Below are 13,765 nucleotides of genomic sequence, written 5' to 3'. Positions count from 1 at the left end.
AAATTATTTATTTTTCATCATAAGTTTTTCTTTCACTTTAATAAGATTTGTGATTGTTTCATTTACAGGCACGGATAAATTGCATTCTTTAGCAAGCTTAACAATCGCACCATTTAATGCATCTATCTCAGTTTTTTTACCCTGCTTTATATCGTAATACATTGATGGAAAATGCTTTGCGGTAGGTGGAACGAGTTTTTCATAAAAATGCTGAAGATACTCTTTGTAGTCCTTCCAGTTAAGTTTTATCTTCTTTATCTTTACCACATTGAATATTTCTTCAACAATTTTATTCATTATTTTTCTTGTTTCTTCGTGCTCTGCCAGAGTGCCATAACTACATTCAAGAATTGCTCCAAGAGGATTTAATGCAGAGTTATAAAGAATTTTATCCCACAAGATAGCATAAACATCGTGAGATACTCTTGTAGGAAGTCCTGCTTCATTAAAAACTTTTGCAATTTCAATTAATTTTTCCTCAGGAACTGCCTTATCTGGTTGTCCCACAATTATATCATCAGCAAAAACAGTGACTTCAGCTGTGCCAACTTCAACAATTTTTGCACCAAAAATTATTCTTGAAAGAATAACTTTTTGTCTGCCAACAATAGAGCTTGCCACTTCATAGTTTCCATATCCATTTTGAGCAAGTAAAATCAGAGTATTCTGCCCTACGATTGGTTTAATTTGATTAATAGCGGTTTCAGTATCATAAGCTTTTACTGAAACAATTATAAGGTGAGGAGCTTTGTTTTTAATTTGTTCGGTATTTGTAAAGATACCATCAAGTTGAGCTTCTTTATTGCCGAAAAGTCCTTTTATCCTTAGTTTTCTATCCTTTAAATGAGTGATGTATTTTTCTTTTGTCAATCCAAAAACAGTATGTCCCTGAGATTTAAGACAGGTGGCAAAAACTGTTCCCAATGCACCCAGTCCAAAAACAACTATTTCCATATTAAAACTCCGTTTATCTTGGCATAGATTTAATTTCTTTATTAGTAGAGTCTTTTGGAGATTCAGGATTTGAATTATCTGTGGTTTCCTGGGTAACAGCTGGACAGATAAAGTCCTGGATTTCTTTATTGGACAGAGCTTCTTTCATAAATTGTGCCCAAATTGGAGCAGAAACTCTTCCACCTGCCTCTCCAGCTCCAAGACTTTTTCTCATGTCATCATAGCCAACCCATACACCTGCTACAAGTTGAGGAGTGTATCCAATAAACCAGGCATCCTTAAAATCGTTGCTTGTGCCAGTTTTACCTGCCACAGGTCTTCCAATATTTGCTCTTGTTCCTGTTCCATAATTTACAACATCTTTGAGCATATCAGTAATGGTATAAGCAACCTCAGGCGATATTGCATCTTCCAATTGTGGTTCATTATTAAGTAACACTTTTCCAGATGCATCAGTTACATATTTTATTGCAATTGGTTTAATTTTTCTACCTCCATTTGCGAACACAGCAAAGGCTGAGGTTAACTCCAAAGGAGAGACACTGAGGCTACCAAGTGCTAAAGTCAGATCCGCAGGCATTTCTGAGTTAATTCCAGCTCTTCTGGCGAGGTTTACAATTGAATCAACTCCAAGCATTTCTGCTAATCTTACTGTTGGAACATTTCTTGAATAAGCCAAAGCTACCCTCAATGTAATCTCGCCCCAAAATTGACCATCATAATTTGATGGTGACCATTCTTTAAGTCCTGTTCTGTAACTAACCGGTTCATCAAGGATGGTGCTTTCAGGTTTAAATCCTTTTTCGATTGCTGTAGCATACACAAAGGGTTTAAAACTACTTCCAGGCTGTCTTCGTGCATAAACAGCTCTATTAAATTCTCCTCTTTGGAAACTGTATCCACCAACCATTGCTCTTATATATCCTGTCTGCGGATCCAATGCAACAACTGCACCTTCTATTTCAGGTTCCTGCTCAAGGGCAAATAAAATTTCTTTACCAATTGATTTGAATCTGACCATTATAACATCTCCTGGATGTAAGATATCCGTAAGATGGAAATTTTTTATTACTCTGACCTTTCCTGAAGAATCTATTACTTTACTTGCCCATAAAGCATCTTGTAAATTCAGTTTTCCTTTCAATCCTCTTGCTTTAACAACTGCTTGATTTGGCAAAACTGAGATGACAACACCTTTTGCAATATCTCCAACTGTTGGGCTAAAAGCAACCTTTTCTTCTTTTTGTTCATTATCTTTTAGAGAGACTTTTCCAATTGGTCCACGCCAACCAATTCTTTTATCAACATCTCTAAGCCCTTCCTGTAATGCTTTTTGAGCTGCCCGTTGAGCATGGGGGTCAAGGGTTGTGTAAACTTTTAAATTACCTTTGTAAATTTTTTCAATATCAAAGTTCTCTTCAAGCTGTTTTCTCACATACTCAAGAAAATAATTGTAATTTTCAGTTGAAATTCTCAATGAACTCAGATGAATAGGTTGCATAGAGGCTCTTTTTCTTTCCTGAGGAGTAATCAACTCTTCCTTTTCCATTCTTTCAAGTACTGTTTCCTGACGCTGTTTTGCCCTGACAAGGTCATTGTATGGTGAGTATGTATTTGGAGCTCTTATTAATCCTGCAAGTAAAGCTGCCTCAGGCAGAGTAATTTCATGAACTGACTTGCCGAAATATATTCTTGATGCCATTTCAACACCATAGGCTCCATGTCCAAAATAAACATTGTTAAGATAAAGCTCGAGTATTTTGTCTTTGCTCAGTTCCTTTTCAATTTTCATGGCAAGATAGGCTTCCTTGATTTTTCTTGAAATTGTTTTCTCTGGAGTAAGAAACATTATTTTTGCAAGCTGTTGAGTAATTGTACTTCCACCTTCTTTAAGGCTCATATGTAAAATATCAGTGATTAAAGCTCTCCCTATCCCAATATAGTCAATTCCTTTATGTTTCCAGAAGCGATTATCCTCTGTGGCAACTACAGCATCTATGAGATGTTTAGGAATTCGTTTTAATGGAACATATATACCCTTTTGAATCTTAAATTCACCTATTAAAGTTCCATCTTCTGCATATACTTTTGTACCTTGATATGGCTTTACCTTATCAAAATCTTTTATTGAAGGTATGTCTCTAAATAGAGCAAAACCCGCACCTGCCAGGAATGCAATAAGCACAACAACTGTGATTACTATGACTTTAATTTTCATAACAATATTATAACATTGATTTATTAAAAAGAAATAGTTTAAAATGTTTTTAAAATAAATTTTATTAAAAGGAGAAAGCTATGAAAAAGTACAAATGCAGTGTTTGTGGTTATGTTTATGATCCAGCACAGGGAGACCCTGACAGCGGTATTCCAGCAGGAACAGCTTTTGAAAATTTGCCGGATACCTGGAGTTGTCCTGTTTGTGGTGCCACAAAGGATATGTTTGAACCGGAAGAGTAATTTGGAGGAACTTTATGAAATCAATTGAACTTGCTTTAAAAATGGAAACAGATGCTGTAAAGTTTTACACAGAAGCAGCAGAGAAAGTTTCCCATCCTGTGGGCAAAAAAATGTTTATGACTATTGCAGAAGACGAGAAAAATCACATTAAGATGATTGAAAAAGCCCTTGAAGGATTAGAAATCCCAGCGGATACTTTATCCTGTAAGCAAATTATGGTATATTATAGATATGTTTAAAACTAAAGCCTTTGGTGATTCAAAGTTTAGAATTCAAAGTTTGGTTTTAGTATTTTATCTCGCTGGTTTTTTAGTTGTATTAGCTGAAACCATCTTTCATATTTATGGTAAGAGTCTCTGCACAACAGAGGGATGCCAGATTGTTGAAAGCTTTGTTAAAGGAGGAGACCTTGTTCTCCTTCTGGCAGGTTTACTTTTATTTGGAATCTTAATATTTATCTCTTTTTATAAATTTCCTCAGAAAATTAAAACATTAATTGAGTATATTCATTCAGGGATTCTTATCGCAGCATTATCAGTAGAAGGTTATTTGCTTGGTTTCCAACTATTTATAATTAAAGAACTATGTATCTTTTGTCTTACTGTCTTTGGAATTCTTTTCATAAGTAGTGTTGTAAGATTATTTAAAAAACGGTTAGAAATGGTTTATGCATTTGCTGGTTTTGTTTGTGTATTTTTAATAACTTACTTTGTAAATCCTGAGATTAATCCAATACCTTCTTCCAGGTATGTGATTGTTTATTCCAAAGGATGTCCCCATTGTGAAGAGGTAATACAGTTCTGTAAAACACATTCACTTTCAGTTCAGACTATTGAAGCAAAAGAAATTGTAGGCACTCTTAGAGCTCTGAAAATAGACCATGTCCCTGTTCTTTTTTGTGATGAAGGCACAACGAAAAAATTTATTGTTGGAGGAAACAGTATAAAAGAATATCTGCTTAGTAAAGCTCCCGAAACAAACACTCAGGAAGAAGTATGTCCTATTTTTGGGAATGGGAAATGTCAGTAAGAAGCTCTTTAAGCCTCAATGCATTTTTTACAGCGTATCCCAGAAAGTCGTTGTCAAAATAAAAAAAGCTAGGTTTATTCCATACCTTAAGTTTTTGAGCCCACTGTCTTAATTCCTCATCTGTATATTCTGATGCATAAAGCCTTTGTGAGCCATGCAGCCTCACATAAACAAAATTTGCTGTAATGGCTTCGTAGTAAGGAAATCTTCCAGCAGAATCTGCTATACAGAACGCTATGTTATTTTGCTTCAAAATTTCAAAGAAATTATCGTTTATAAAGGTTTTATTTCTAACCTCAATTGCATATCTATATTTTTTGTCAATCAACGAGACAAAATCATTAAACAGAGATTCATCAAATTTTAATCCAGGCGGGAGTTGAATTAAAATGATACCCAATTTTTCTTTTAAAGAAGCATACTTTTCAATAAAACTGTTCAGCAAATTTTTATCCACTCTAAGTCTTTTAAAATGTGTTATCTGCCTTGAAAGTTTTACTGAAAATAGAAAATCTTCTGGCGTAAGACTATACCATTTTTGAAATGTTGAAGGTCGTACGTCTCTATAAAAAGTTACATTTATTTCTACAGTTGAAAAATGCCTGCAATAATAAGACAACCATTCTGAATATCTTAATTGTTCAGGATAAAAAATTCCTTTCCAGTGTCCGTATTGCCAGCCTGATGTGCCGATATAGTAATTTATTCTTCTTTGTATAACCTGCTCCATAAGTCTTCATAATAAAACAACTTTTTAAAAAGCCATGTTCTGTTGTTTAAATTCCACTCTATTGTAGATTTTAAGCCAGATTCAAACTTTGTTGCAGGATTCCATCCTGTTTTGTTTTTGATTTTTTCACTACAAATGGCAATTCTTCTTTCATGCCCTGGACGGTCAGGCATAAATTTTATTAGAGTTTCTGGTTTCTCAAGCATTTTTAGTATCTGTTTTACAATATCTATGACCTGAAATCTTTCTCCACTTCCCACATTGTAGACTTCTCCTGGGTTGCCCTTTTCTAAGACTGCAAAGATTGCTCTTATACAATCACAAAGATATAACCATTCTCGGATTATATCGCCTGTACCATAAACCGGAATATGCTCATTTCGCAAAGCCTTAAGTATTGTCATAGGGATAAGTCTTTCAGGATTCTGCCATGGACCGTAAATACTGCAAAGTCTTAAAGTAATAACAGGAACTTTCAATGCTCTCCAGTAAACCTGCCCAAACATATCTGCTGATGCTTTACTTACAGCATAGGGAGAACGAGGATTTAAAGGGCTGTCTTCATCCCTTTCTCCTTCTTTAATATTCCCATATTCTTCATAAGAGGTAATATTTATAAATTTTTCTACTTCAAACTCTTTAACAAGCTCAAGAAGATATATAGTACCTATAATGTTTGTTTCCATAAAAATGCTTGGCTCTATGACTGATCTGTCTATATTTGTCTCAGCTGCAAAATGTAATACTACTTTGGGTTTATGTTTTTCAAATATTTTTCTTAATTCTTCTTTGTTAAGAATATCCACATTATAAAAATCTATTCTGTCTTGAATTGGTTTAAGTCTTTCCATATCCCCTGCATAAGTCAATTTATCAACAACTGTGACCTTCCAGCCTTTTCTCGCAGCCAGTTTTACAAAATCACTTCCTATAAAACCGGCTCCACCAGTTACAAGAACTTTCATGTCTGAATCCTCCTTAAAAATTTTACTTAATTATACCAAAAATGGCTAAGAATGTTTTAAAATAAAATTTATCAATACCCTTATAAGTATAAAGGAGGTGCGGAGTAAGATGCCAATTTATGAGTATGAATGTATGCACTGCCACAAAGTTCACGAAGTCATTCAGAAATTTAGCGAAGAACCCTTAAAAAATTGTCCTGTTTGCGGAGGAGAACTTAAAAAACTTATATCCAAGTCTTCTTTTATTTTAAAGGGAAGTGGTTGGTATGTAACAGACTATGCAAGAAAAAACAACTCAGGAAATGGCTCTTCCAATTCAAATACAAATTCCAAAAAATCAGAGGAAAAATCCACATAAATGAAAAACATACATATCCATGTGCCATATAACAAAATTTATAATTACATTGATACCATTCAGAAAGAAAAACTTAACCTTGAAATATATTTTGACTCTCAATCACTTGATTGTATTACTACAAAGGATACAGAAAAACTTAAAAAAACTCTATCCTATGAGCCTGCATTATCTTTCCATGCACCTTTTATGGATTTATCTCCTGGTGCAGTTGATTCAAAGGTAAGAGAAGTGACCATAGAAAGATTTAATCAAGTTTTTGATATTGCTGAGATATTAAATCCAGTATCAATAGTTTTTCATTCAGGCTATGAAAAATGGAAGTATGCCTTTAAAGTAGAAGTCTGGCTTGAGGCAAGCCTTAAAACATGGGAAAAAATTTTACCAAGAGCTGAACAACTGAATATTAAAATCGCCATAGAAAACATTTTTGAAGAAGAACCTGAAAATCTTCTAATGCTTATGAAAGAACTTTCTTCACCTTATTTTGGAGTATGTTTTGATACAGGACATTTTAATCTTTTTTCAAAAAAGAGCATTGATGAATGGCTTGCATGTTTGAATGATTACATTGTAGAGCTTCATCTTCATGATAACAATAAAAAATTTGATGAACATCTTTCTATTGGAAGTGGCTGCTTTGAATTTGAAAAATTTTTTAAATTATTGAAAAATAAAAATTGTATTTACACAATTGAAGCCCATACGCCTGAAGAGGTATTCAAAAGCATAAAAATGCTTGATATATTGATTAGATAAAAATTATTGTGGTATTCTATTGTTTAAAAATTATAAAATAAGGATATAGCCATGGCAAAGATGAAAGGTGCAGAAATTTTAATTGAGTGCCTTAAGAGAGAGGGGGTAAAACATATTTTTGGATACCCCGGAGGAGTAATTCTTGATATCTTTGACCTTCTTTACGATGATCCAGATATAAAGCTAATTCTTACAAGGCATGAACAGGGAGCCACCCATGCTGCTGATGGATATGCAAGAGTAAGTGGGAAACCAGGGGTTGTATTGGTAACAAGTGGTCCTGGTGCAACAAATACTGTCACAGGTATAGCAACTGCTTATATGGACTCTGTCCCTCTTGTTATTTTTACAGGTCAGGTGCCAACATTTCTTATTGGAAATGACGCTTTTCAGGAAGCAGATATTGTAGGAATTACAAGACCCTGCACAAAATACAACATCCTTGTAAAAGATGTTAAAGATTTGGCAAAACAGATAAGAGAAGCCTTCTATATTGCAACTACAGGAAGACCAGGACCTGTTCTTGTCGACCTTCCTAAGGATGTAACCCAGGGCAAGGCAGAGTTTATCTGGCCAGAGACAGTTCACATAAGAAGCTATAACCCAACTTACGAAGGCAATATTTATATGATAAAAAAAGCAGCACAAGAAATTGCTAAAGCGAAGAAACCTGTAATTATTGCTGGAGGAGGTTGTATTATTTCTGAAGCTCATGAACATTTAAAAGAGCTTGCAGAGATGACACAAATTCCTGTTGCAAACACCCTTATGGGACTTGGTAGCTTTCCGCGCACTCATGAGCTTTCGCTGGGAATGCTTGGAATGCATGGCACTTACTACGCAAACATGGCAGTGCAGAACTCGGATCTAATAATCGCAATTGGAATGAGATTTGATGACAGAGTCACAGGAAAAACAGATGCTTTTGCTCCTCAGGCAAAAATTATTCATATAGATATTGATCCTACATCAATTCGTAAAAATGTAAGAGTTGACATTCCCATAGTTGGAGATGTTAGCAGAGTGCTTCAGGTATTAAACAAGATTCTCAAAGAAGAAATAAAGCCTCAGTGGGAAGAAGTAAGAAAGGCATGGCTTAAACAGATAAATCAATGGAAAAAGGAAAAACCTCTTACATACGAATTTGACCCAGAAGTTATAAAACCTCAGTATGTTATTGAAAAGATATATGAGATTACAAAAGGGGACGCAATTATTACAACAGAGGTTGGTCAGAATCAGATGTGGGCAGCACAGTTTTATAAATTTGACAAACCTCGCAGATTTGTAACATCAGGTGGACTTGGCACAATGGGATATGGTTTTCCTGCAGCAATTGGTGCTCAACTTGCATTTCCTCAGATGACAGTGATTGATATAGCAGGAGACGGAAGTATTCAGATGAATATTCAAGAACTGGCAACAGCTGTTGTTTACGATTTACCTGTAAAGGTTGCCATATTAAACAACAGCTATCTTGGAATGGTAAGACAATGGCAAGAGCTTTTTTATAATGAAAGATACTCTCATACTTATTTAAGCACAGCACCAGATTTTGTAAAAGTTGCCGAAGCTTACGGTGCAGTGGGATTAAGAGCAACAAAACCAAGTGAAGTAGAACCTGTAATAAAAGAAGCTTTATCAATAAGAAAGCCAGTATTTATGGATTTTGTTGTTGATTGGAAGGAAAAGGTTTATCCTATGGTGCCACCTGGAGCTCCTATTGATCAAATGATTTTGGAAGAAAAGAAAAAAGAGCGCAAGCTGAAAGCGGTCAAATAGGAGGAAAAAGTGAGACACACAATTTCTGTTTTAGTAGAAAACAAATTTGGAGTTCTGGCAAGAATTGCAGGATTGTTCAGTGGCAGAGGTTATAATATAGAAAGTCTTTCAGTTGGAGAAACAATTGATCCTCAAATATCAATAATGACAATCGTAACAACAGGTGATGATAGAGTTATTGAACAAATTACAAAACAGCTTAACAGACTTGTTGATGTTATAAAAGTAGTTGATTTAACAGAAATAGATCATGTAGAAAGAGAAATGGTTTTAATTAAAATAGCACCAAGAAAGGAAAATAGACTTGAGGTATTAAAAACAGTTGAAATATTTCGTGGAAGAGTTGTTGATTCAGGGCCTACAACATATACAATAGAAGTCACAGGAGATGAAAAAAAGATTCAGGCTTTTATAGAACTTATGAAACCCTTTGGAATAAAAGAATTTGTTAGAACAGGTAAAGTAGCCATTCCAAGAGAAATATCACAAAGAAAATAACAAATTTTCAAAAAAGGAGGATTAAATGGCAGACAAGCCAAAAGTTTATCTTATTGATGTAACAAATAGAGATGGCGTTCAGACTTCAAGAATACTGCTTCCAAAGCTTTCAAAAACAATGCTTAATTTATATCTTGATGAGATGGGCGTTTATCAGAGTGAAATTGGATTCCCTACCCTAAAACATGAAATTAATTACATTAATGCCAATCTTGAACTTGCTGAGATGGGAGTTTTTAAAAGAATTCATCTTGAAGGCTGGGCAAGAGCTATTCCTGAAGATGTGGAGTTAGCATTTAAAAACTGCCCAAAACTTAAACACTTAAATCTTTCAATCTCTACATCTGAAATTATGATACAGGGTAAGTTTCAGGGAAGAAAAACATGGGATGATATAGTAAAAAGCATGTATAATGCTGTAAAACTTGCTAAAGAACTTGGAGCAGAAACAGTAGGATTTAATGCAGAAGATGCCTCTCGTACCGAACTCAGCAGACTCATTGAATTTATTCTTGCAGGTAAAGAAGCAGGTGGAGATAGATTCCGCTATTGTGATACACTGGGATGCGAAGACCCCATTACAATTTATGAAAGAATTCATACTCTTGCTCTGGCAACAAAATTCCCCATTGAAATGCACTGTCATAATGACCTTGGCATGGCAGAAGCAGTCTCTGTAGCAGGAGCTCAGGCTACAGTAGAAGCAGGAGTAGACAGTTACATAAATACAACAGTAAATGGATATGGTGAAAGAGCTGGCAATGCTGATTTAGTCTCAACAATTCTTGCTCTGAAGTTTTCCCATGGACTGAAAGAAAAGTGTCCTCTTGATGAACATGTTAATCTTAAAATGGCATGGAAGATTGCAAAATACGCCTCCTATGCTTTTAATATTCCAATTCCTATAAATCAGCCAGGCACTGGTGCAAATGCATTTGCTCATGAATCAGGCATTCATGCTGATGGAGTTTTAAAAGACAGAGCCAATTACGAACTTTACTCTCCAGAAGATGTTGGTCGTGGAGAGCCAGAACTTCTTGAAACAGGAAGGATTATCACCACTGGAGAATACGGTGGAATAAAAGGATTCAGATATGTATACAGCAAGCTTGGCATAGAATTTCATGATGACAATGAAGCAAGAAAAATACTTGAACTTGTTCAGTATGCAAATTTACATACTCAGAAACCTCTCACTGATGATGAGCTTAGGTTTATAGCCCAGTATCCTGACATCGTCAGGCAGATTCTTACAGTAACACCATAAGGAGGACTGATAAATGTATACTATCACACTCATTCCAGGAGATGGAATTGGTCCTGAAATATCAGAAGCAATGATGCGAGTTGTAGAAGCCACAGGAGTAAAAATTAACTGGGAGATTCAGAATGCTGGTGAGGAAGTTTATTTAAAAGAGGGAAATCCTCTACCAGATAGAGTAATAAATTCAATTAAAAAAAATAAAATAGCAATAAAAGGACCAATAACAACACCTGTTGGAACAGGTTTCAGAAGTGTAAATGTCACCCTCAGGCAGGCTTTAGACCTTTATGCCTGTGTAAGACCTTGCAAAAGCTTTAAAGGTGCAAGAACAAAATATGAAAATATCGATCTTGTCATAATAAGAGAAAACACTGAAGACCTTTACGCAGGAATTGAATTTAAGAAAGATGAAGCTGATACTCTTCAGTTGATTAAATTTATTGAAGAAAAAACAGGAAAAAGAATAAGACAGGATTCTGGAATAAGTATTAAACCAATTTCAGTTTTTGCAACAGATCGAATTGTCCGATTTGCATTTGAATATGCAAGAAAAAACGGAAGAAAAAAAGTTACTGCTGTGCACAAAGCAAATATTATGAAATACACTGACGGACTTTTCCTTGAAGTTGCACGACAGGTAGCAACCAGTTATCCAGACATAGAGTTTGAAGATAAAATAGTGGATAACATGTGTATGCAACTCGTTCAAAAACCAGAGCTTTATGATGTGCTTGTACTACCAAATCTTTATGGAGACATTATAAGTGACCTTGCAGCAGGATTAATTGGAGGACTTGGACTGGCACCAGGTGCAAACATTGGTGATGAATATGCTGTTTTTGAGCCCACTCATGGAAGTGCACCAAAATATAAAGGATTGAATAAAGTAAATCCTTTTGCAATAATATTAAGTGCAGTTATGATGTTAAAACATCTTGGTGAAACAGAGGCTGCTAACAAAATAGAAAAAGCTGTAGCAGAAATCATAGAAGAAGGAAAATTTGTAACCTATGATATGAAATCACCTGATGATCCAAATCCACCAGCAGGAACACAGGAGGTAGCAGAGGCACTGGCTAAAAAAATTTCAACAATATGAACGAAATTTTTTTAATATTTTTTTTGATTATTTTAAACAGTTTTTTTGCTGCAGCTGAAATTGGAGTTGTTACATTAAGAAGATCAAGACTTAAACAGCTAATTGAAGAAAAAAATCCAAATGCTGAAATAGTTAAAAAATTCAAAGAAAATCCAGATAAATTCCTTGCGACAATTCAAGTTGGAATTACCCTTATAGGCAGCCTTGCTTCAGCTCTGGCAGGTGCTTATGCAGTAGAAAATATAAAACCATTGATTGAACTTCTACCATTCAATTTTTTAAAAGTTTCTGCTGAAGCAATCTCTTTAGCTATAGTTGTCATATTAGTTACCTACTTTTCAGTAGTACTCGGTGAACTAATTCCAAAGTCCATTGCTCTTGTTCATCCTGATTGGGTAAGTTTAAAAACTGCAAAATTTATCGATAAGTTTTCAAAATTAACATTTATTTTTGTAAAAATTCTCACTATTAGCACAAATTTTGTTCTCAAACCCTTTGGACTTAAAGCATTTTCCCAGAGAGGCTTTATTTCTCAAGAAGAATTAAAGCTTCTAATTGAAGAGGGAGAAGAAAAAGGCATATTTGAACCTGAAGAGCGTCAACTCATTCACAGTGCATTTAGTTTTAGTGAAATAACAGTTAAAGAAATAATGGTCCCGGCTCCTCAAATGGTTACTGTTAGTATTTACATGAGCATTGATGAGATTAAAAAGATTATCATGGATGAAAAGTTTTCAAGATATCCTGCACTGGGAAAAGACTTAAATGACATCAGAGGAATACTTCATGCAAAGGATTTTTATAATGCACTTATTAAAAATCCAGAAACACTGGATATAAAAAGACTTCTAAAGCCTCCAATGTTTGTTCCTGAAACAATGAAAATTAACATTCTTCTTAAAGAGATGCAGAAAAAAAGAGTTCATATGGCATTGGTTGTTGATGAATACGGTATTGTAACTGGTCTTGTAACTCTTGAGGATATTATTGAAGAATTGGTAGGTGAGATACGAGATGAGTATGATACTGAAATGCCTGTAATAATGCTTGCAGATGGTTCAATGATAATTGATGCAACCATCTCAATAAGAGATTTAAAAGAAGACTATGGAATAGAAATTGAAGAATCAGAAGAGTATGATACTCTTGGAGGATTTATTCTTACAGCTCTTCAAAGAATTCCCCGCGTTGGTGACACTGTAAATGTTAATGGTAAAGTTTTCAAAGTTATTGAAATGGTAGGTCAAAGAATATCAAAGATAAAGTATGAACCGTTAAAAATGTAAACTCTATGACAAAATAGGCATTCTTCTGACAATGAATCTATAAAAAAGAATTATTAATGTAACAACTCCCAGAGAGAGCGCCACTTCCATCCAGGTAGGATAGTATTTATCAGAAAGAGGAATATACCAGTTGTAGGCAATGAGACTTACATTAAAACGATTAACAATTACTCCAAAAGCAACAACAAAGGCTACTACTCTAACTACTTTAGCATTATTTGTTTTTATTGCATTTATTAAAATCAATGCAGGAGTCATTACAAATCCGACAATTTCAAAAAGATACCAGTAGCCATAATCAGTATTTAGATAATGCCAGTTATCGTAATGGGTAAGGTCAAGAATTTTAAGAATTAAATATACAAAAAGCGATACAACAAGAGCCTTAGCAAGCCCTATTGTCTTTCTATCGAAGTCTTTTTCATCAAACTCTTTTATGTATTCTTTAAAGATTTTATGTGATATAGTGCTTTCAATTATGACCATTGAAATTCCAGCAAAAACTGCAGAGATGAGGAAAAACAACGGCAGTAATGCCGAATACCAGAGAGGATGAATCTTAGATGGTGCTATGAGAAACA

Annotated in this window: 15 protein-coding genes; 10 read left to right on the top strand and 5 right to left on the bottom strand. The window is 34.6% G+C overall.

Annotation, left to right across the window (positions count from 1 at the left end):
- Positions 1–3 precede the first annotated feature (3 nt).
- Together ACP5O9_RS04145 and ACP5O9_RS04140 are read right to left on the bottom strand one after the other, a co-directional pair.
- On the bottom strand, positions 4–954 hold the full coding sequence (locus ACP5O9_RS04145; RefSeq protein WP_428723490.1) for a ketopantoate reductase family protein: 951 nt from the start codon (positions 952–954) through the stop codon (positions 4–6).
- A 13-nt stretch (positions 955–967) separates the two neighbouring features.
- Positions 968–3,172 (bottom strand): penicillin-binding protein 1A, encoded by a 2,205-nt coding sequence (locus ACP5O9_RS04140; protein WP_428723489.1) that lies wholly within the window; start codon positions 3,170–3,172, stop codon positions 968–970.
- Positions 3,173–3,252: 80 nt separating this feature from the next.
- Here ACP5O9_RS04140 and rd point away from each other — a divergent pair, with 80 nt between their 5' ends.
- The 3 genes from rd to ACP5O9_RS04125 are packed head-to-tail and all read left to right on the top strand — an operon-like array spanning position 3,253 to position 4,443.
- Positions 3,253–3,414 carry a rubredoxin gene (rd, locus tag ACP5O9_RS04135; protein WP_353685581.1) on the top strand — a complete coding sequence of 54 codons (162 nt, stop codon included), beginning with the start codon at positions 3,253–3,255 and terminating at the stop codon, positions 3,412–3,414.
- A gap of 14 nt (positions 3,415–3,428) precedes the next feature.
- Complete coding sequence (locus tag ACP5O9_RS04130; RefSeq protein WP_428723488.1) at positions 3,429–3,653, top strand: ferritin family protein; 225 nt, start codon at positions 3,429–3,431, stop codon at positions 3,651–3,653.
- Positions 3,646–4,443 carry a hypothetical protein gene (locus ACP5O9_RS04125; RefSeq protein WP_428723487.1) on the top strand — a complete coding sequence of 266 codons (798 nt, stop codon included), beginning with the start codon at positions 3,646–3,648 and terminating at the stop codon, positions 4,441–4,443. The genes ACP5O9_RS04130 and ACP5O9_RS04125 overlap by 8 nt, the downstream gene beginning before the upstream one ends.
- On the opposite strand, the gene ACP5O9_RS04120 is transcribed toward ACP5O9_RS04125, so the two are convergent.
- Both ACP5O9_RS04120 and ACP5O9_RS04115 read right to left on the bottom strand, forming a co-directional pair.
- Positions 4,415–5,173, bottom strand: a complete 759-nt coding sequence (locus tag ACP5O9_RS04120) for a DUF72 domain-containing protein (protein ID WP_428723486.1) — start codon at positions 5,171–5,173, stop codon at positions 4,415–4,417. The two genes, ACP5O9_RS04125 and ACP5O9_RS04120, sit on opposite strands and share 29 nt — an antisense overlap.
- The gene (locus ACP5O9_RS04115; RefSeq protein WP_428723485.1) at positions 5,146–6,138 is read right to left on the bottom strand and encodes a dTDP-glucose 4,6-dehydratase; all 993 of its coding nucleotides are present in this window, start codon (positions 6,136–6,138) and stop codon (positions 5,146–5,148) included. Before ACP5O9_RS04115 ends, ACP5O9_RS04120 begins: the two co-directional genes overlap by 28 nt.
- Before the next feature lie 109 nt (positions 6,139–6,247).
- Between ACP5O9_RS04115 and ACP5O9_RS04110 the strand changes: the two genes are divergently transcribed.
- Genes ACP5O9_RS04110 through ACP5O9_RS04080 form a run of 7 tightly spaced genes read left to right on the top strand, consistent with a single transcriptional unit; the run spans position 6,248 to position 13,184 of the window.
- The gene (locus ACP5O9_RS04110; RefSeq protein WP_424904500.1) at positions 6,248–6,496 is read left to right on the top strand and encodes an FmdB family zinc ribbon protein; all 249 of its coding nucleotides are present in this window, start codon (positions 6,248–6,250) and stop codon (positions 6,494–6,496) included.
- Positions 6,497–7,255, top strand: a complete 759-nt coding sequence (locus ACP5O9_RS04105) for a sugar phosphate isomerase/epimerase family protein (protein WP_428723484.1) — start codon at positions 6,497–6,499, stop codon at positions 7,253–7,255.
- Between the two features lie 51 nt (positions 7,256–7,306).
- Positions 7,307–9,037 carry a biosynthetic-type acetolactate synthase large subunit gene (ilvB, locus tag ACP5O9_RS04100; protein WP_353685588.1) on the top strand — a complete coding sequence of 577 codons (1,731 nt, stop codon included), beginning with the start codon at positions 7,307–7,309 and terminating at the stop codon, positions 9,035–9,037.
- 9 nt (positions 9,038–9,046) lie between these two features.
- The gene (ilvN, locus tag ACP5O9_RS04095; protein WP_353685589.1) at positions 9,047–9,535 is read left to right on the top strand and encodes an acetolactate synthase small subunit; all 489 of its coding nucleotides are present in this window, start codon (positions 9,047–9,049) and stop codon (positions 9,533–9,535) included.
- A gap of 25 nt (positions 9,536–9,560) precedes the next feature.
- A complete protein-coding gene (locus tag ACP5O9_RS04090; RefSeq protein WP_353685590.1) occupies positions 9,561–10,802 on the top strand; it encodes a LeuA family protein in 1,242 nt (413 codons plus the stop codon).
- 13 nt (positions 10,803–10,815) lie between these two features.
- On the top strand, positions 10,816–11,898 hold the full coding sequence (locus ACP5O9_RS04085; protein ID WP_353685591.1) for an isocitrate/isopropylmalate dehydrogenase family protein: 1,083 nt from the start codon (positions 10,816–10,818) through the stop codon (positions 11,896–11,898).
- The gene (locus tag ACP5O9_RS04080) at positions 11,895–13,184 is read left to right on the top strand and encodes a hemolysin family protein (protein ID WP_428723483.1); all 1,290 of its coding nucleotides are present in this window, start codon (positions 11,895–11,897) and stop codon (positions 13,182–13,184) included. Before ACP5O9_RS04085 ends, ACP5O9_RS04080 begins: the two co-directional genes overlap by 4 nt.
- A 3-nt stretch (positions 13,185–13,187) precedes the next feature.
- On the opposite strand, the gene nrfD is transcribed toward ACP5O9_RS04080, so the two are convergent.
- On the bottom strand, positions 13,188–13,765 hold a 578-nt coding region (gene nrfD, locus ACP5O9_RS04075; RefSeq protein ID WP_424904498.1), incomplete at its 5' end, for an NrfD/PsrC family molybdoenzyme membrane anchor subunit.

It is taken from the genome of Thermodesulfovibrio sp. (genome assembly GCF_049969575.1).
In the GTDB taxonomy this organism is placed as follows: Bacteria; Nitrospirota; Thermodesulfovibrionia; order Thermodesulfovibrionales; family Thermodesulfovibrionaceae; genus Thermodesulfovibrio; species Thermodesulfovibrio obliviosus.
This window is presented reverse-complemented; position numbering and strand designations above follow the sequence as displayed.

Bases quoted from the DNA above. Each gene is read 5' to 3' on its own strand.
- ACP5O9_RS04145 (WP_428723490.1), bottom strand. From the start codon at position 954: ATGGAAATAGTTGTTTTTGGACTGGGTGCATTGGGAACAGTTTTTGCC.
- ACP5O9_RS04140 (WP_428723489.1), bottom strand. From the start codon at position 3,172: ATGAAAATTAAAGTCATAGTAATCACAGTTGTTGTGCTTATTGCATTC.
- rd (WP_353685581.1), top strand. From the start codon at position 3,253: ATGAAAAAGTACAAATGCAGTGTTTGTGGTTATGTTTATGATCCAGCA.
- ACP5O9_RS04130 (WP_428723488.1), top strand. From the start codon at position 3,429: ATGAAATCAATTGAACTTGCTTTAAAAATGGAAACAGATGCTGTAAAG.
- ACP5O9_RS04125 (WP_428723487.1), top strand. From the start codon at position 3,646: ATGTTTAAAACTAAAGCCTTTGGTGATTCAAAGTTTAGAATTCAAAGT.
- ACP5O9_RS04120 (WP_428723486.1), bottom strand. From the start codon at position 5,173: ATGGAGCAGGTTATACAAAGAAGAATAAATTACTATATCGGCACATCA.
- ACP5O9_RS04115 (WP_428723485.1), bottom strand. From the start codon at position 6,138: ATGAAAGTTCTTGTAACTGGTGGAGCCGGTTTTATAGGAAGTGATTTT.
- ACP5O9_RS04110 (WP_424904500.1), top strand. From the start codon at position 6,248: ATGCCAATTTATGAGTATGAATGTATGCACTGCCACAAAGTTCACGAA.
- ACP5O9_RS04105 (WP_428723484.1), top strand. From the start codon at position 6,497: ATGAAAAACATACATATCCATGTGCCATATAACAAAATTTATAATTAC.
- ilvB (WP_353685588.1), top strand. From the start codon at position 7,307: ATGGCAAAGATGAAAGGTGCAGAAATTTTAATTGAGTGCCTTAAGAGA.
- ACP5O9_RS04090 (WP_353685590.1), top strand. From the start codon at position 9,561: ATGGCAGACAAGCCAAAAGTTTATCTTATTGATGTAACAAATAGAGAT.
- ACP5O9_RS04085 (WP_353685591.1), top strand. From the start codon at position 10,816: ATGTATACTATCACACTCATTCCAGGAGATGGAATTGGTCCTGAAATA.
- ACP5O9_RS04080 (WP_428723483.1), top strand. From the start codon at position 11,895: ATGAACGAAATTTTTTTAATATTTTTTTTGATTATTTTAAACAGTTTT.